Below are 16,393 nucleotides of genomic sequence, written 5' to 3' on the forward strand. Positions count from 1 at the left end.
CTTGGTACGCTAGCACAGTGACTCGCGCCGAAGTACCCGACGCCATCAACTTGGGGCTGGCCGGGCGGGTGGTCCTGGTCACCGGCGGGGTCCGCGGAGTGGGCGCCGGCATCAGTTCGGTCTTCGCCGCGCAGGGCGCGACCGTCATCACCTGCGCACGGCGGCCCGTCGAGGGCCTGCCCTATGAGTTCCACTCGTGCGACATCCGCGACGACGACGCCGTCAAGGCACTGATCGACTCCATCGTCGACGAACACGGCCGGCTCGACGTCGTGGTCAACAACGCCGGCGGTTCGCCGTACGTGCTGACCGCGGAGTCCAGCGCGAAGTTCAACCGCAAGATCATCGAGCTCAACCTGATTGGCGCGCTGTCGGTTTCACAACACGCGAACGCTCAAATGCAAAATCAGGACCGCGGTGGTTCGATCATCAACATCTGCAGCCTGTCCGGTCGGCGGCCATCGCCCGGCACCGGCGCCTACGGGGCAGCCAAGGCCGGCCTGGAAAGCCTCACGCAGACCCTCGCGGTGGAGTGGGGGCCGAAGGTCCGGGTGAACGCCTGCGTGGTCGGCATGGTCGAGACCGAGCAATCCGAACTTTTCTACGGCGACGCCGAGTCCATCGCCGCGATCTCAAAGAACGTGCCACTGGGCCGGCTGGCCAAGCCTGCGGACATCGGTTGGGCCACAGCGTTTCTGGCGTCGGACACGGCGTCCTACATCAGTGGCGCGTCGCTGGAGGTGCACGGCGGCGGTGAGCCGCCGCACTATCTGGCCACGACGAACGCCAGTGCGATCAAGTAGAGGAGACACGAACAATGGGAGTGGTTGACGGCCGCGTCGTCATCGTCACCGGAGCGGGCGGCGGCATCGGTCGCGCGCATGCGCTCGCCTTCGCCGCCGAAGGCGCCCGCGTTGTGGTCAACGACATCGGGGTGGGTCTCGACGGTTCGCCCGCCGGGGGCGGCAGCGCCGCGCAGGGCGTGGTCGACGAAATCACCGCGGCCGGTGGGGAAGCCGTCGCCAACGGATCCAACATCGCGGACTGGAACGAGGCCGCGGGCCTGATCCAGACCGCCGTCGACACCTTCGGTGGCCTGGACGTTCTGGTGAACAACGCCGGCATCGTGCGCGACAGGATGATGGCCAACACCAGCGAAGAGGAGTTCGACGCCGTCATCGCCGTGCACCTGAAGGGCCACTTCGCCACGATGCGGCACGCCGCGTCGTACTGGCGCGGGCTGTCCAAAGAGGGCAAGACCGTCGACGCGCGAATCATCAACACCAGTTCGGGTGCCGGCCTGCAGGGCAGCGTCGGCCAGGGCAACTACAGCGCGGCCAAAGCCGGCATCGCGGCGCTGACGCTGGTCGGCGCCGCGGAGATGGGCCGCTACGGCGTCACCGTCAACGCCATCGCGCCGTCGGCGCGCACCCGCATGACCGAGACCGTCTTTGCCGAGATGATGGCAACGCAGGACCAGGATTTCGACGCCATGGCCCCGGAGAACATCTCACCGCTGGTCGTCTGGCTGGGCAGCGCCGAGTCCCGCGACGTCACGGGGAAGGTGTTCGAGGTCGAGGGCGGCAAGATCCGGGTCGCCGAGGGCTGGGCGCACGGACCGCAGATCGACAAGGGCGCGAAGTGGGATCCTGCGGAACTGGGACCGGTGGTCGCCGATCTGCTCGCCAAGGCGCGCCCGCCGGTTCCGGTCTACGGGGCTTAGGGTGAACTCCCCAGCGCGGTGACCAGGTTGTCGAACACTGCGTTGGGGAACTGTGCCAAAGCCGAGTCGACCTGGCTGAGACCGGTCTGAAGCACGGCATCGATGGTCGCAGCGTTGCCGGTGCGGAACACCTCGTAGATGTCGTACTCGGCTACCGCGATCGATCGTCAGCCGCTGACTTTCTGGCTGGACTGACCGATAGAGGTCTGCTTGTTGTTGTAGTTGACCGTGCACTTGACCGTTGTGTCATAGCTGGTTCCCAAGGGGGGCCACAACATGTCGGTAATCGTACCGGTGCTGTTCGCAGCGACGTCGATGCTTCTATCGACCTCCTGCGGCCCGAATCCGCTGGATTTCGTAGCCGTGTAGCTGCATTTGGCGGGCAGGCTGGAGTTGTTGGTGATAGCCACGCGGGCATTGAATCCATTCCGCGAGATGTTCACCGCGACGGCGTTCGTCGGCGCGCCGCATTGCTGGCCGGCTGGGACGGTGTCGGTCACCGAGCCGGTAGGGCATTTCACCGGAGCCGGATCTCCGGGGCAATTCGAGCCGGGAGGAAGAGTCTTTCCCGCGTCCGGTCCGCCGGTGCATCGCACGGGCAACTGCGCCGGTGCTGGCGCCGGCGCGGGCGCTGGTGCGGGAGGTGCCGCCGCCGCAGGTGGCACATACGTGTAGTCCGACCAGGCGCCGCAATCATCCGTACCTGGGAAGTGCTTGCGACAACCTTGGATCGAGAAGGTCTGCGGCGTCGTACTTGCAGGGATGATAAAGGACGCGGTGTTGTTGCACCCCTTGCTGAGCTCGGGTTGCATGAAATAACCCTTGCCGTTGAGGTGGATCACGTCGCCGGCCTCGTCTCCGTGCACGCGCGGGCACCCGGAGACGATGCAGGTCGGCTCGTGCGGACCGTTGGGCGTACAGGTCACGCTGTAGCCATTCGGCAGCGTGTCGGCGCTGGCGGTCGGCGCCATCAATGGTGTGGCACCGACGATTCCGAACAGACATGCCGCGGCGGTCAGGACTGCGAAACGTTTTGTCACTCGCTTAGCCACGGCAGTGCCTCCCGAAGTGTGTGCGACGCAAGGTCGCACGCCTCAAACTTTTTGCAGCCTATGGCGGCCAGGGTGGCCGGACCAATAAGGGATTTCCCTACACTTTCGGCCAACCCGCGGCGAACTGGTGCCTGCCAGATCAATGCGTTTCCGAAGGATCGGTGACCTCAGAACGAGGCGACTCGCTGTGGCCGCCGTCAAACCATGGCCGGGGTTTACCCGATTTGCGTCCGATCGTGGTCAGCAGCGCCGCCGGGAACCACAGCAACCGGGCGCCACCGGGCATTGGTAACGCGGTATATCGAAATGTGCTCGCGGGCAAAGTATTTCAGCGCTAAGGCGAGACGGCGCGAGTCGCCGAATCCCTGTGGCACGTGTCTGCCGTTACGGGTCGCAGATGACGATGGGGATGACCCGATCGGTCCACGACCGGTAGTCGTCGAACGACGGGTACATGGCGTCCAGCTTCGGCCAGTACTCCGCGCGCTCGGCCTCGGTGGCGTCGCGGGCCTGCAGTTGCAGTACCTCGTCCTTGATCTGCACGGAGACTTTGGGATTGGCCTTGAGGTTGAGGTACCACAGCGGGTGCTTGTCGCTGCCGCCCTTCGAAGCGACCAATACCACCCGGTTCCCTTCGCGTAGATACAGCAGCGGGCTCACCCGCGGTTCACCCGTTTTTCGTCCCGTCGTGGTGAGCAGTGCGACCGGTGCATTCTGGAAGGTGCCGCCGAATCTTCCGTTGCTAAGTCGGTAGATCCACGTGTTGCCCTTGGCCATCCATTTGATGATGAAGCCGACCCAGGGCGCATTCAAAGAGCGTGGCTTCGGTTTAGGCATGATTTTCCCTTAGCGCTGGACAAAAGGTTGGAAGCGAACCTTGATGTGGTGGATTTCGGCCTTGCCGCTTGAGCTTTCGGCCGGAATGACGAAGGTCTCGTCGACTCGTGCGGCGAGCCGCCGACCCGCGAACGCCGCCTTGGTCAGCACGATGTATGCCGCGTGCACCCGGTCGCCGTCGATCCGGTATTCCGGCGGGGTCGTGTCCGCAAGCAATCGGTACTGAGCTCCGCGATTGAGGCTGCGGCGCAAGTGGTTTCCGGAGAACCCGTTCTTGATGCCTTGCTCGATCCGGGTGCAGCCGGCAGCGAACGGAACGGAGTCACCGTCATGGCTGACGAGCGCGTCGATGTAAGACTGCGCCGCGGCGACGCGGCTCTCTTCGGAGACGAGCACCGAGAGGCTAGATGCGTTCGATGATGGTGCCGGTCGACAGCGCACCGCCCGCGCACATGGTGATCAGCGCGGTGCTCTGGTCGGTGCGCTCCAGTTCGTGCAGCGCGGTGGTGATCAGCCGGCTGCCGGTGCTGCCCACCGGGTGGCCCAGCGCGATGGCGCCGCCGTTGACGTTCACCTTGTCCATGTCCGGATTGTGCACCCGGGCCCAGGACAGCACGACCGACGCGAACGCCTCGTTGATCTCGGTGATGTCGATGTCGCCCATCTTCATGCCGGCCTTCTCCAGCACCTTGGCCGTCGACTGCACCGGGCCGTCCAGGTGGTAGTAGGGCTCGGCGCCGACCAGCGCCTGGCTGACGATGCGGGCGCGCGGCCGCAATCCGAGCGCCTTGGCCTTGTCCTCGTCCATCCACAGCACGGCCGCGGCCCCGTCGGAAATCTGCGACGACGTTCCCGCCGTGTGGATCCCACCCTCGATGACCGGCTTCAGCGAGCTCAGGCCTGAGAGGGTGGTGTCGCGCAGGCCCTGGTCGCGGGAGATGGTGACCCGCTCCGACGTCGGTTGCTTGTTCTCGTCGAGCGCCGGCGCCTCGATCGGGGAGATCTCGCGGTCGAAGCGGCCCTCCTCCCACGCCCGCTTGGCCTTGGCCTGCGACTGGTAACCGAATTCGTCGATGTCTTCGCGGGTGATGCCACGCCGCTTGGCGATCCGCTCGGCCGCGGTGAACTGGTCGGGCAGGTCGATGTCCCACGACGCGGGCCGCAGGATGCTGCGGTCGGGACCGGCGTTTGCGCCCAGCCCGACGCGGCTCATCGCCTCGATGCCGCAGGCGATGCCGATGTCGATGGCGCCTGCCGCGATCAGACCGGCGACCAGGCCGTTGGCCTGCTGTCCGCTGCCGCACTGGCAGTCCACGGTCATGGCGCCAACGTGCTCCGGCAGCCCGGCGACCAGCCAGCTGACCCGGCTGATGTTGTTGGACTGCTCGCCGAACTGCGTCACGCAGCCGCCGATCACCTGTTCGACGTCGCCGGCGTCGATGCCGGCCTTCTCCACCAGTGCCTTCTGCACCGCACCAAGCAGCTCGGTGGCGTGCAGGCCTGACAGCCATCCGTTGCGTTTGCCGATGGGGCTGCGGGTGGCTTCGACGATTACCGGGTTACCCATTCCGTCAGGCTAGAACACGTTTCATTAGTCTGACAAGCGACGATGGTGACCTGCCTTTTATCTGCGCAGGAGCCGTGTTTTACTGGCACTAGAACACGTTGCAATTGAGGAGCGCACACATCATGGCACCCCCCAACATTCCCGCCGACTTCGACTTTCTCGACCCGGACGTCAACCTCGCAGGGTTGCCCGTTGAGGAACTCGCCTGGCTGCGCAAGGCGGAGCCGATCCACTGGGTCGACATCCCCAACGGCTCGGGTGGGTTCGAGGACCACGGGTACTGGCTCGTTACCAAGCACGCCGACGTCAAGGAGGTCTCGAAGCGCAGCGACATCTTCTCGAGCTGGCTGAACGGCGCCATCCCGACCTGGCCGCCGGAGATGAAGCGCGAGCAGGTCGAGTTGCAGCGCAGCGTCATGCTCAACATGGACGCCCCCCACCACACCCGGCTGCGCAAGATCATCTCCCGCGGTTTCACGCCGCGGGCCATCGGACGGCTGGAAGCCGAACTGGCCCAGCGCGCCCAGAACATCGCCAAGACCGCGGCGAGCGAGGGTAGCGGCGACTTCGTCGAACAGGTCTCGTGCGAGCTGCCGCTGCAAGCCATCGCGGGCCTGCTCGGCGTTCCCCAGGAGGATCGCGACAAGCTCTTCCGCTGGTCCAACGAGATGACCGGTGGCACCGACCCCGAGTACGCCCACGTCGATCCCGCGCAGTCGTCGATGGAGCTGATCACGTACGCGATGGCCATGGCCGAGGAGCGGGGCAAAAACCCCACCGACGACATCGTCACCACGCTCATCGAGGCCGACATCGAGGGTGAGAAGCTTTCCGACGACGAGTTCGGTTTCTTCGTGGTCATGCTCGCGGTGGCCGGCAACGAGACCACTCGCAACTCGATCACCCACGGAATGATCGCCATGGCGAACAACCCCGATCAATGGGAGCTCTTCAAGAAGGAGCGCCCATCGACCACCGCCGACGAGATCATCCGGTGGGCCACCCCGGTATCGGCCTTCCAGCGCACCGCCAACGAGGACACCGAGTTGGCCGGCGTGCAGATCAAGAAGGGTCAGCGGGTGGTGATGTCCTACCGGTCGGCCAACTTCGACGAAGAGGTCTTCGACGACCCGCACACCTTCAACATCCTGCGCGATCCGAATCCCCACGTCGGCTTCGGCGGCACCGGCGCCCACTACTGCATCGGCGCGAACCTCGCCCGCATGACCATCAACCTGATCTTCAACGCGGTCGCCGACCACATGCCGGACCTCAAGCCGATCGGTGAGCCGGAGCGACTGCGGTCCGGTTGGCTCAACGGGATCAAGCACTGGCAGGTCGACTACACCGGCGCAACTCGGTGACGTCCTGATGGACTTCAATCTCACTGCGACGCAACAGGCCGTCGCCGATGTGGTGACGTCCGTTCTGGACCGCGACCTGAGCTGGTACGCACTGGTCAGTGGGGGCGTGCCCGCACTGCCGGTCCCCGAGCGCCTGGGCGGCGACGGCGTGGGCCTGCCCGAGGTCGCCACGGTGCTGACAGAAGTGGGTCGCCACGGCGCCATTACGCCGGCGCTGGTCACGCTCGGCCTCGGCGTGGTGCCGCTGCTCGACCTGGCCTCCGACGAACAGCAGGATCGGTTCCTGGCCGGCGTCCCGAAGGGCGGCGTGCTGACGGCCGCGGTCAACGAGCCGGGCGCCGCGCTGCCCGACCGGCCGTCGACCACCTTCGCCAACGGCCGGCTGTCGGGTACCAAGGTCGGTGTCGGCTATGCCGGGCAAGCGGATTGGATGATCGTTACCGCCGACAGCGCGGTCGTCGTCGTGTCGCCGAAGGCCGACGGTGTGCAGCTCATCCAGACTCCGACATCCAGCGGCGCCGATGAGTACACGGTGACGTTCGCCGACGTCGCGGTCGCCGACTCCGACGTGCTGGCGGACGCGACGGCGCCCCGGGTCAACCAGTTGGCCCTGGCGGCGATCGGTGCCTACGCCGACGGATTGGTGGCCGGGGCATTGCGCCTCACCGCCGACTACGTGGCCAATCGCAAGCAGTTCGGCAAGCCGCTGTCGACGTTCCAGACGGTGGCCGCCCAGCTCGCCGAGGTGTACATCGCCTCGCGCACCATCGATTTGGCGGCCAAGTCGGTCGTCTGGCGACTGTCCGAAGGACGGGACGCTGACGACGACCTCGATGTCCTCGGATACTGGGTCGCCTCGCAGGCGCCGCCGGTGATGCAAACTTGCCACCACCTGCACGGCGGCATGGGCATGGACATCACCTACCCGATGCACCGGTACTACTCCACAATCAAAGACCTGACCCGGCTGCTGGGCGGGCCTTCTCATCGTCTCGATCTGGTGGGAGCGCAATGTTCATAGACCTGACTCCGGAGCAGCGTCAGCTGCAGGCGGAACTGCGGGAATACTTTTCGAACCTGATCTCGTCCGACGAGATGAAGGCGATGGAGCAGGACCGTCACAACGAGGCCTACCGCGCGGTGATCCGGCGGATGGGGCGGGACGGCAAGCTCGGGGTCGGTTGGCCAAAGGAGTTCGGCGGCTTGGGCTTCGGCCCCATCGAGCAGTCGATCTTCGTCAACGAGGCGCATCGCGCCGACGTGCCGCTGCCCGCGGTGACGCTGCAGACGGTCGGCCCGACCCTGCAGCAGTTCGGCACCGAGGCGCAGAAGAAGAAGTTCCTGCCGGCGATTCTCGCCGGCGAAGTGCACTTCGCGATCGGCTACAGCGAGCCCGAGGCGGGGACGGACCTGGCCTCCCTGCGGACCGCCGCCGTGCGGCAAGGGGACGAGTACATCGTCAACGGCCAAAAGATGTGGACCACCGGCGGGCATGACGCGGACTACATCTGGCTGGCCTGCCGGACGGACCCGGAAGCCGTGAAGCACAAGGGTATTTCGATCCTGATCGTCGACACCAAGGATCCCGGTTACTCCTGGACGCCGGTCATCCTGTCCGACGGCGCCCACCACACCAACGCCACGTACTACAACGACGTCCGGGTGCCCGCCGACATGCTGGTCGGCGAGGAGAACGGCGGGTGGAAACTGATCACCACCCAGCTCAACAACGAACGGGTCATGCTGGGCCCCGCGGGCCGCACCGCCGGCATTTACGACCGGGTGCATGCCTGGGCGTCGAAGCCGGGTGCCGACGGCGTCACACCGATCGACCACGCCGACGTCAAGCGGGCGCTCGGTGAGATCCACGCGATGTGGCGGATCAACGAGCTGCTGAACTGGCAGGTCGCCGCGGCCGGCGAGGACATCAACGTGGCCGACGCCGCATCGACGAAAGTCTTTGGCACGGAGCGTATTCAGTACATCGGCCGGCTCGCCGAAGAGATCGTCGGCAAGTACGGCAACCCGGCCGAGCCGGAGACCGCCGAGCTGCTCAACTGGCTGGACTCGCAGACCAAGCGGAACCTGGTGATCACCTTCGGTGGAGGCGTGAACGAAGTCATGCGGGAAATGATCGCGGCCGCCGGCCTCAAAGTGCCGAGGGTGCCCAGGTGACCGACATCCAGGAAGCGATCGCGGAGATCAAGGCGGCCGGGGGTCCGAAGCCGCGCGCCGGCCGCGATCCGGTGAACCAGCCGATGATCAACAACTGGGTGGAGGCCATCGGCGACGTCAACCCGATCTATGTCGACGAGGCTGCCGCGCGAGCCGTCGGACACCCGGGAATCGTGGCCCCGCCGGCCATGATTCAGGTGTGGACCATGTTCGGCCTGAGCGGGGAACGGCCTAAGGACGACCCGATGGGTCCGATCATGCAGTTGTTCGACGACGCCGGTTACATCGGCGTCGTCGCCACGAACTGTGAGCAGACCTATCACCGTTATCTGCAGCCGGGCGAGCACGTCAGCATCACCTCGGAGATGGGTGACGTAGTCGGACCCAAGCAGACCGGTTTGGGCGAGGGCTATTTCATCAACCAGCACATCATCTGGCGGGTCGGGGACGAGGACGTCGCCGAGATGAATTGGCGCATCCTCAAATTCAGGCCGCGTGAGACCGCTGAGCAGGCGTCGTCGGTGCCGACGGATCTCGACCCCGATGCCATGATGCGTCCCTCGTCGTCGCGCGACACGGCGTTCTTCTGGGAGGGCGTCAAGGAGCACGAGCTGCGGATCCAGCGGCGGCCCGACGGCAGCCTGCAGCACCCGCCGGTGCCCGCCGTCTGGCAGGACAAGGCCGCCCCGATCGACTACGTGGTGGCCAGCGGCAAGGGCACGGTCTTCAGTTTTGTGGTGCACCACGCACCGAAGGTGCCCGGGCGCACGCTGCCTTTCGTCATCGCGTTGGTCGAGCTCGAAGAGGGCGTGCGGATGCTGGGCGAGCTGCGGGGCGCGGACCCGGGCTCGGTGGCGATCGGAATGCCGGTGCGCGCAACCTATATCGACTTCCCGGCCGGTGACGCCGGCCCCGAGTGGACCCTGTACGCATGGGAGCCAGACGCATGAGCGCCCCGACCATCGAAGTGGGCACCGTATTGCCGGAGCTGAAGCTGCACGGTGATCCCACCTTCATCATCTCTACGGCCCTGGCCACGCGGGACTTTCAGGACGTGCACCACGACCGCGATCTGGCACAGGCCAAGGGGTCGAAGGACATCTTCGTCAACATCCTGACCGACACCGGGCTGGTGCAGCGCTACGTCACCGATTGGGCCGGCCCGTCGGCGCTGATCAAATCGATCGGGCTGCGGCTCGGGGTGCCGTGGTACGCCTACGACACCGTGACCTTCTCCGGTGAGGTGACCGCCGTGGACGACGGCCTGATCACCGTGAAGGTGTTCGGCCGCAACAGCCTTGGTGACCACGTCATCGCGACCGTGACGTTGACGATGGGAGATTCTTGATGTTGTCGGGCAAGGCCGCGATCGTCGGCATCGGCGCCACCGACTTCTCGAAGGACTCCGGCCGAAGCGAATTGCGGTTGGCGGCCGAGGCGGTGCTGGACGCGTTGGACGACGCGGGCCTTTCGCCGTCGGACGTCGACGGGCTGACCACCTTCACGATGGACACCAACAACGAGACCGCGGTGGCCCGCGCGGTCGGCATCGGTGATCTGAAGTTCTTCTCGCAGATCGGTTATGGCGGCGGTGCCGCGTGCGCGACCGTCCAGCAGGCGGCGATGGCCGTCGCCACCGGGGTGGCCGACGTCGTGGTGGCGTACCGGGCGTTCAACGAGCGGTCGGGCATGCGGTTCGGCCAGGTGCAGACCCGGTTGGCGGGAGATGCTCGCGCACAGGCGGATTCGACCGCGGCGGACAATTCCTTCTCCTACCCGCACGGCCTCTCCACACCGGCCGCCCAAGTCGCCATGATCGCCCAGCGCTACATGCACCTGTCCGGCGCGACCAGCCGCGACTTCGGCGCCATCTCGGTGGCCGACCGCAAGCACGCCGCCAAGAACCCGAAGGCGTACTTCTACGAGAAGCCGATCACCATTGAGGACCACCAGAATTCACGGTGGATCGCCGAGCCGCTGCGGCTGCTGGACTGCTGCCAGGAAACCGACGGCGCGGTCGCGATCGTGGTGACCTCACCCGAGCGGGCGCGCGACCTCAAGCAGCGACCGGCCGTCATCGAGGCGGCATCGCAGGGCTCCAGTCCCGACCAGTACACGATGGTCAGCTACTACCGACCGGAACTGGGCCTGCCCGAGATGGGCGTGGTGGGGAAGCAGCTGTGGCAGCAATCCGGCCTGCGGCCGTCGGACATCCAGACCGCAATCTTGTACGACCACTTCACCCCCTTCACGCTGATTCAGTTGGAGGAGTTGGGATTCTGCGGCAAGGGCGAGGCCAAGGACTTCATCGCCGACGGCGCGATCGAAGTTGGCGGCCGGCTTCCCATCAACACGCATGGCGGTCAGCTCGGTGAGGCCTACATCCACGGCATGAACGGCATCGCCGAGGGTGTGCGGCAATTGCGCGGTACCTCGGTGAACCCGGTACCCGACGTCGAGCACGTCCTCGTCACCGCGGGCACGGGCGTCCCCACGTCGGGCTTGATCCTGGGCTAGCGCTTTCTAGGCCTCACCCCTTCCCGCCGAGTGTGAAGTTAGTTTCACGCTGGTCGTCGAGTGTGAAACTAACTTCACACTCATGAGTGAAGTGACGCTGCGCTTGACTCATGCAACGCTCCCGTCATGGGGGAGCCGTTCCTTGGCAGTGAAGCCGTTGCCCGAGGCGCTTTGACTAGAGGCCAGCTGAGCGCTGGTTACACCCGACTTTTCCGCGACGTGTACGTCAGTCGGGATGCAGAAGTGACGGCCACTCTGCGCGCCAGGGCCGGATGGTTGTGGACTGGGCGTCAGGGCGTGGTCGCCGGGTTCTCCGCCGCGGCGCTGCACGGGAGCAAATGGGTCGATGACGCGGCCGTGGTTGACCTTTTTCACGACAACCGCCACCGTCACGCTGGGATCAGAGTTCATGGAGACCGCGTTGAGGAAGATGAAACTGTTGTCATAGGGGGCATCTCGGTGACGTCGGCAGCCAGGACCGCCCTGGACCTAGGCTGCTGGTATCCGACTATTGCGGCGGTTGCCGGCATTGATGCATTGGCTCGTGCAACCCAAATCAAGACGGCGGATGTCGAGCTGCTCGTGGAAAGGTACTCAGGCCGCCGAGGCATCGTCCAGGCAAGGGAGGCAGTCGCACTCTTCGACAGTGGGGCGCAGTCTCCTAAGGAGTCTTGGCTGCGCATCGTGCTGATCCAGGCGGGCCTGCCGAGGCCGCAGACGCAGATTCCAGTGCTCAATGAATTCGGCAGTGCGATCGCCTATCTGGACATGGGCTGGGAGGACGTCAAAGTCGCGGTCGAGTATGACGGTGATCATCATCGGACTGATCGCCGTCAGTATGGCTGGGATATTCGTCGGGCCGAAATGCTGCAGCGACGCGGCTGGATCGTAATAAGGGTGGTCACCGGTGACCGGCCCCGCGACATCATCCACAGGGTGCGCGCGGCTCGTGCCGGTCGAGCGTAAAACTAATTTCACACTCGAGGCCCAATGTGAAGCTAACTTCACACTCGGTGGACACGGCGGGACGGCGGGTCGGCGGGTCGGCGGGTCGGCGGCGCACGGGGAAGAAACCTACGCCGGCACCAGCTCTACGCCGCTCAAGACCACCGCGTTGTCGCGCGAAGGCGCGACAACGCTGGCCACGAAACGCCCATCTTCCTTCCAGACGTTGACGCGCAACGTCTCCCCGGGGAACGCCACACCGGCGAAGCGTGCACCGTAGGCGGCCACCGCACCGGCGTCGCCGTCCAGCAGCGTGTCCACGATGGCCTTACACGTCATGCCGTACGTGCACAGGCCGTGCAGGATGGGCTGCGAAAAGCCTGCGGCCGCAGCGAATTCCGGGTCGGAGTGCAGCGGGTTGCGGTCCCCGCAGAGCCGGTACAGCAGCGCCTGCTGCGGCAGGATCGGCACCGCGACCTCGACATCGGGCGCTCGGTCCGGCGCCGCGTCCGACGTGGACGGCCCGCGCTCGCCGCCGAATCCGCCTTCGCCACGGGCGAAGATGGACCGCCGCTGGGTCCACAGCAGCGTGCCGTCGGGCGCGCTGACCGTCGTCTCGCTCCAGATCACCGCGGCCTTGCCCTTGTCCCAGATGTCGGTGAACCTGGTGACGGCGCGAGCGGATCCGGAGGGCGGCAGCGGCCCGGGCACCTCAACCCGCTCGCTGGCGTGCAACACCTTGCCCAGCTCGATGTCGATGCCGGGGAATTGCACGGTCGGTGGCTTGGTCATGTGAAACGAGGCCGCCACGTTGCCGAACGTCGGCAGGACCTGCGGTGTGTCGTCAACGAGATAACGCAGTTCGCGCGGATCCATCGGATCCTTGCCGGCCCCCAACGCCAAGTGGTAGAGCTGCACATCGCTGCTCGTCCAAGCGAAGTCGATCGGATCCAGCTCGGCGGCTAGCGCGACGTCTACATCGATGGGCATATCAGCTTTCCCCCGCGATGTGCAGTGCGGCTAAGTAACCGAACGTCATGGCCGGGCCAATCGTGCCGCCCGGGCCCGGGTAGGTGTGACCCATCACCGGGGCACTGACATTGCCTGCGGCGTAAAGGCCTTTGATGATCGATCCGTCGTCGCGCAGCGCACGGCCGTGGACGTCGGTGCGGACGCCGCCCTTCGTGCCCAGGTCCCCGGGCACCATCTTGGCGGCGTAGTACGGCGCGTGCGTGAGCTCGCCGAGGTTGGGGTTGGGCTTGTTGGTCGGGTCGCCGTAGTAACGGTCGTACGCGCTCTCACCGCGGTGGTAATCCTCGTCGACGCCGGACCGGGCGAAGCCGTTGAATCGCTGCACGGTGGCCAGAAATTCGGCCGCCGGAAGGCCGGCTTTTTGGGCGAGCTCCTCGAGCGTGTCGGCCTGGATGATGACCCCGGACTCCAGCCACTTGCGGGGAATGCGTTGCCCCGGCTGCAATCCCGCGAAAATGTAGCGGTCCCGGTATTGCTGGTCGAACACCAGCCACGCCGGAATGTTCTCGCCCGGGCCCGACCCCTGGCCGAATTCCCCGCCGTACATGTGGTGGCAGGCCTCGACGTAGGGCATCGACTCGTTCATGAACCGCTTGCCCGACATGTTCACGATGATCGAACCAGGCGAATTGCGTTCCGACAGCGCGAACCACGGTGCGCCCACCAGCGGAACCGTGGGGCCCCACCAGGCGTCTTCCATCAGTTCCAGTGCGGCACCCAGCTTTTCGGCGGCCACGATGCCGTCGCCGGTGTTCGCCTTGGCGCCCACGGTCCATTCGGTGGTGATCGGCGCGCGCTGGTACTTCACGCGCATCTGTTCGTTGTGCTCGAAGCCGCCGGAGGCGAGGATCACCCCGCGCCGGGCCCGGATGAGGCGCGGCTCCGACGACTCGGATGCCCCGCTGTCGCGGACATACACCCCACGCACCACGCCGTCCTCGACGTACAGGTCGGTCAGCGCGGTGTTGAGCAACACCGGAACACCCGCCCGCTGGAGCCCGATCCGCAGTGGGCCGATCAACGCCCGGCCCATGCCGACGAGGTTCTTACCGGTCGCCTTCGCCCACATCGTGCGGGCGCCGACCTTCAGGCTGCGCAGCACGCCCCGAGGGTGTCGCTTGAGCTGGTTCAGCCGCACGTAGTCCTGTTGCATAACAACCACGTTGAGCGGCACCTTGCCGTATGCCGGCTCCAGACCGGCCTCGTCGGGTCCGAGCTTGCGGGCGTCGAACGGCTTCGGTTCGATCGAGCGGCCTTCCGCGCGCCCGCCCGGCGCCTCCGGGTAGTAGTCCGAGTAGCGCGGAACCCAGCACATCTTCAGCGGCGTGTGCTTCAGCACGAACGACAGCATCTCGGGTCCGCGGTCGAGGTAGGTGTCGATGCGTTCCGGCTCGACGACGTTGCCGACGATCCCGTGCAGGTAGGTCCGGGCCGCCTCGGGGTTGTCCCGGACGCCGTCACGCTTGAGGATCTCGTTGTTGGGAATCCAGACGCCCCCGCCCGACCGCGCGGTCGAGCCCCCAAAGTGCGCAGCTTTCTCGATGACTACTGTGGAAAGGCCCCGGTGAGCGGCGGTAAGGGCAGCGACCATGCCGGCTCCGCCGCTCCCGACCACGACGACGTCGAGCTCCTGTGCTGTCATGTAGAACACGTTATAGAATTGCCCGGGCCGGGCGCTACTGGGCCGGTCACACGAACGAGGAGACTTCCGCAGATGCTCAGTGTTGCGACGCGAGACGAGCTCGCTGCCGACTTGGCGCAGGCTGAGCGGAGCCGCGAGCCGATCGCGCCGCTGACTGCCGCCCACCCCGACATCGACGTCGTCGACGCCTACGAAATCCAGCTGATCAACATTCGTCAGCGGGTCGCCGAGGGAGCCCGCGTCCTGGGCCACAAGGTGGGCCTGTCGTCGAAGGCGATCCAGCAGATGATGGGGGTCGACGAGCCGGACTACGGGCATTTGCTGGACGAGATGCAACTGTTCGAAGACACGCCGGTCAAGGCGAACCGCTACCTGTGGCCGAGGGTCGAGGTCGAGGTCGGTTTCATCCTGAACGCCGACCTGCCGGGCGCCAGCTGCACCGAGGAAGACGTGCTGGCGGCCACCGAGGCGCTGGTCCCTTCGATCGAGTTGATCGACACCAGGATCACCGACTGGAAGATCGAGTTGTGCGACACCATCGCCGACAACGCCTCGTCCGCCGGCTTCGTGCTCGGCAAGGGGCGCGTCTCGCCGCGCGACATCGACGTCAAAGGAATCGATGCGGTCCTCAGCTGCAACGGCGAGGTCGTGGCCAAGGGCCGCACCGACGCGGTGCTGGGCAACCCGGTCACCGCGGTGGCTTGGCTGGCCCGCAAGGTGGAGGGCTTCGGCGTACGGCTGCGCAAAGGCGACCTGGTGCTTCCCGGATCGTGCACGCGAGCGATCGACGCGCACGCCGGAGACCAGTTCGTGGCCGACTTCACGGGCCTGGGTTCTGTTCAATTGTCGTTCGAATAGTCTCGAATTAAATCGTCGGACTTAAATATCGAGAGCTTCGCAAAGGAGCGTCATGCCGGCTAAGGCGAGTGTGGCCATTGTCGGGTCGGGAAACATCAGCACTGACCTGCTCTACAAATTGTTGCGGTCGGATTGGTTGGAGCCGCGCTGGATGGTGGGCATCGACCCGGACAGTGAAGGCCTGGCACGGGCCCGCAAGCTGGGGTTGGAGACCACGCACGAAGGGGTGGACTGGCTGCTGGCCCAGTCCGAGAAACCCGACCTGGTGTTCGAGGCGACCAGCGCCTACGTGCACCGCGACGCCGCGCCGAGGTATGAGGCCGCGGGAATCCGGGCGATCGATTTGACGCCGGCCGCGGTGGGTCCGGCGGTCATCCCGCCGGCAAACCTGCGGCAGCACCTGGATGCTCCGAACGTCAACATGATCACCTGCGGTGGGCAGGCGACCATCCCGATCGTGTACGCGGTCAGTCGCGCGTTGGTCGATCAGGGCGGCGTGCCGTACGCCGAGATCGTGGCGTCGGTGGCGTCGGTCTCCGCGGGGCCGGGCACCCGCGCCAACATCGACGAATTCACCAAGACCACCAGCAAGGGTGTGGAAACGATCGGCGGCGCCAAGCGTGGCAAGGCGATCATCATCCTCAACCCCGCAGACCCGCCGATGATCATGCGCGACACCAT

General features: G+C 65.9%; 17 protein-coding genes. 11 read left to right on the forward strand and 6 right to left on the reverse strand.

Going from position 1 to position 16,393, the window contains the following annotated elements:
• Positions 1-17 precede the first annotated feature (17 nt).
• The gene (locus A5709_RS26390; RefSeq protein ID WP_197520242.1) at positions 18-803 is read left to right on the forward strand and encodes an SDR family oxidoreductase; all 786 of its coding nucleotides are present in this window, start codon (positions 18-20) and stop codon (positions 801-803) included.
• A 14-nt stretch (positions 804-817) separates the two neighbouring features.
• Positions 818-1,723, forward strand: coding sequence for an SDR family oxidoreductase (locus tag A5709_RS26395; protein ID WP_068123648.1), 906 nt, complete (start codon positions 818-820; stop codon positions 1,721-1,723).
• 167 nt (positions 1,724-1,890) lie between these two features.
• Here A5709_RS26395 and A5709_RS26400 read toward each other — a convergent pair whose 3' ends face one another.
• The 4 genes from A5709_RS26400 to A5709_RS26415 all read right to left on the reverse strand — a co-directional run bounded on the left by A5709_RS26400 (position 1,891) and on the right by A5709_RS26415 (position 5,179).
• Positions 1,891-2,775 (reverse strand): hypothetical protein, encoded by an 885-nt coding sequence (locus A5709_RS26400; RefSeq protein WP_156673341.1) that lies wholly within the window; start codon positions 2,773-2,775, stop codon positions 1,891-1,893.
• A 384-nt stretch (positions 2,776-3,159) separates the two neighbouring features.
• A complete protein-coding gene (locus A5709_RS26405) occupies positions 3,160-3,612 on the reverse strand; it encodes a nitroreductase family deazaflavin-dependent oxidoreductase (protein ID WP_067943241.1) in 453 nt (150 codons plus the stop codon).
• Between the two features lie 9 nt (positions 3,613-3,621).
• Positions 3,622-4,008, reverse strand: coding sequence for a hypothetical protein (locus A5709_RS26410; protein WP_067943238.1), 387 nt, complete (start codon positions 4,006-4,008; stop codon positions 3,622-3,624).
• A 7-nt stretch (positions 4,009-4,015) separates the two neighbouring features.
• Positions 4,016-5,179, reverse strand: coding sequence for a steroid 3-ketoacyl-CoA thiolase (locus A5709_RS26415; protein WP_067943236.1), 1,164 nt, complete (start codon positions 5,177-5,179; stop codon positions 4,016-4,018).
• A gap of 122 nt (positions 5,180-5,301) precedes the next feature.
• Here A5709_RS26415 and A5709_RS26420 point away from each other — a divergent pair, with 122 nt between their 5' ends.
• The 7 genes from A5709_RS26420 (at position 5,302) to A5709_RS26450 (ending at position 12,201) form a co-directional block, all read left to right on the forward strand.
• Positions 5,302-6,543, forward strand: coding sequence for a cytochrome P450 (locus tag A5709_RS26420; protein ID WP_068011482.1), 1,242 nt, complete (start codon positions 5,302-5,304; stop codon positions 6,541-6,543).
• 7 nt (positions 6,544-6,550) lie between these two features.
• The gene (locus A5709_RS26425) at positions 6,551-7,564 is read left to right on the forward strand and encodes an acyl-CoA dehydrogenase family protein (RefSeq protein ID WP_068123655.1); all 1,014 of its coding nucleotides are present in this window, start codon (positions 6,551-6,553) and stop codon (positions 7,562-7,564) included.
• On the forward strand, positions 7,555-8,718 hold the full coding sequence (gene fadE29 / locus A5709_RS26430) for an acyl-CoA dehydrogenase FadE29 (protein WP_068123660.1): 1,164 nt from the start codon (positions 7,555-7,557) through the stop codon (positions 8,716-8,718). Before A5709_RS26425 ends, fadE29 begins: the two co-directional genes overlap by 10 nt.
• A complete protein-coding gene (locus tag A5709_RS26435) occupies positions 8,715-9,668 on the forward strand; it encodes a bifunctional MaoC family dehydratase N-terminal/OB-fold nucleic acid binding domain-containing protein (protein ID WP_068123664.1) in 954 nt (317 codons plus the stop codon). Before fadE29 ends, A5709_RS26435 begins: the two co-directional genes overlap by 4 nt.
• The gene (locus A5709_RS26440) at positions 9,665-10,066 is read left to right on the forward strand and encodes a MaoC family dehydratase (protein WP_067943225.1); all 402 of its coding nucleotides are present in this window, start codon (positions 9,665-9,667) and stop codon (positions 10,064-10,066) included. Before A5709_RS26435 ends, A5709_RS26440 begins: the two co-directional genes overlap by 4 nt.
• Complete coding sequence (locus tag A5709_RS26445; protein WP_067943223.1) at positions 10,066-11,235, forward strand: lipid-transfer protein; 1,170 nt, start codon at positions 10,066-10,068, stop codon at positions 11,233-11,235. The genes A5709_RS26440 and A5709_RS26445 overlap by 1 nt, the downstream gene beginning before the upstream one ends.
• Positions 11,236-11,361: 126 nt before the next feature.
• On the forward strand, positions 11,362-12,201 hold the full coding sequence (locus A5709_RS26450; RefSeq protein WP_067943221.1) for a hypothetical protein: 840 nt from the start codon (positions 11,362-11,364) through the stop codon (positions 12,199-12,201).
• A gap of 108 nt (positions 12,202-12,309) precedes the next feature.
• Here the strand turns inward: A5709_RS26450 and A5709_RS26455 are convergent, their stop codons facing one another.
• Both A5709_RS26455 and kstD read right to left on the reverse strand, forming a co-directional pair.
• Complete coding sequence (locus A5709_RS26455; RefSeq protein WP_068123668.1) at positions 12,310-13,170, reverse strand: MaoC/PaaZ C-terminal domain-containing protein; 861 nt, start codon at positions 13,168-13,170, stop codon at positions 12,310-12,312.
• A 1-nt stretch (position 13,171) separates the two neighbouring features.
• On the reverse strand, positions 13,172-14,854 hold the full coding sequence (gene kstD, locus A5709_RS26460) for a 3-oxosteroid 1-dehydrogenase (RefSeq protein ID WP_068123678.1): 1,683 nt from the start codon (positions 14,852-14,854) through the stop codon (positions 13,172-13,174).
• Positions 14,855-14,926: 72 nt separating this feature from the next.
• On the opposite strand from kstD, the gene A5709_RS26465 reads away from it, so the two are divergent.
• Both A5709_RS26465 and A5709_RS26470 read left to right on the forward strand, forming a co-directional pair.
• Positions 14,927-15,712 (forward strand): 2-keto-4-pentenoate hydratase, encoded by a 786-nt coding sequence (locus A5709_RS26465; protein WP_068123669.1) that lies wholly within the window; start codon positions 14,927-14,929, stop codon positions 15,710-15,712.
• A 52-nt stretch (positions 15,713-15,764) separates the two neighbouring features.
• The coding region (locus A5709_RS26470; protein WP_068123672.1) for an acetaldehyde dehydrogenase (acetylating) at positions 15,765-16,393 on the forward strand (629 nt) is incomplete at its 3' end.

Source organism: Mycobacterium sp. E1386, assembly GCF_001672745.1.
Classification (GTDB): Bacteria; Actinomycetota; Actinomycetes; order Mycobacteriales; family Mycobacteriaceae; genus Mycobacterium.

Coding starts and splice junctions, on each gene's coding strand:
- A5709_RS26395 (WP_068123648.1), top strand. CDS start 818: ATGGGAGTGGTTGACGGCCGCGTCGTCATCGTCACCGGAGCGGGCGGC.
- A5709_RS26405 (WP_067943241.1), bottom strand. CDS start 3,612: ATGCCTAAACCGAAGCCACGCTCTTTGAATGCGCCCTGGGTCGGCTTC.
- A5709_RS26415 (WP_067943236.1), bottom strand. CDS start 5,179: ATGGGTAACCCGGTAATCGTCGAAGCCACCCGCAGCCCCATCGGCAAA.
- A5709_RS26420 (WP_068011482.1), top strand. CDS start 5,302: ATGGCACCCCCCAACATTCCCGCCGACTTCGACTTTCTCGACCCGGAC.
- A5709_RS26425 (WP_068123655.1), top strand. CDS start 6,551: ATGGACTTCAATCTCACTGCGACGCAACAGGCCGTCGCCGATGTGGTG.
- fadE29 (WP_068123660.1), top strand. CDS start 7,555: ATGTTCATAGACCTGACTCCGGAGCAGCGTCAGCTGCAGGCGGAACTG.
- A5709_RS26440 (WP_067943225.1), top strand. CDS start 9,665: ATGAGCGCCCCGACCATCGAAGTGGGCACCGTATTGCCGGAGCTGAAG.
- A5709_RS26445 (WP_067943223.1), top strand. CDS start 10,066: ATGTTGTCGGGCAAGGCCGCGATCGTCGGCATCGGCGCCACCGACTTC.
- A5709_RS26450 (WP_067943221.1), top strand. CDS start 11,362: ATGGGGGAGCCGTTCCTTGGCAGTGAAGCCGTTGCCCGAGGCGCTTTG.
- A5709_RS26455 (WP_068123668.1), bottom strand. CDS start 13,170: ATGCCCATCGATGTAGACGTCGCGCTAGCCGCCGAGCTGGATCCGATC.
- kstD (WP_068123678.1), bottom strand. CDS start 14,854: ATGACAGCACAGGAGCTCGACGTCGTCGTGGTCGGGAGCGGCGGAGCC.
- A5709_RS26465 (WP_068123669.1), top strand. CDS start 14,927: ATGCTCAGTGTTGCGACGCGAGACGAGCTCGCTGCCGACTTGGCGCAG.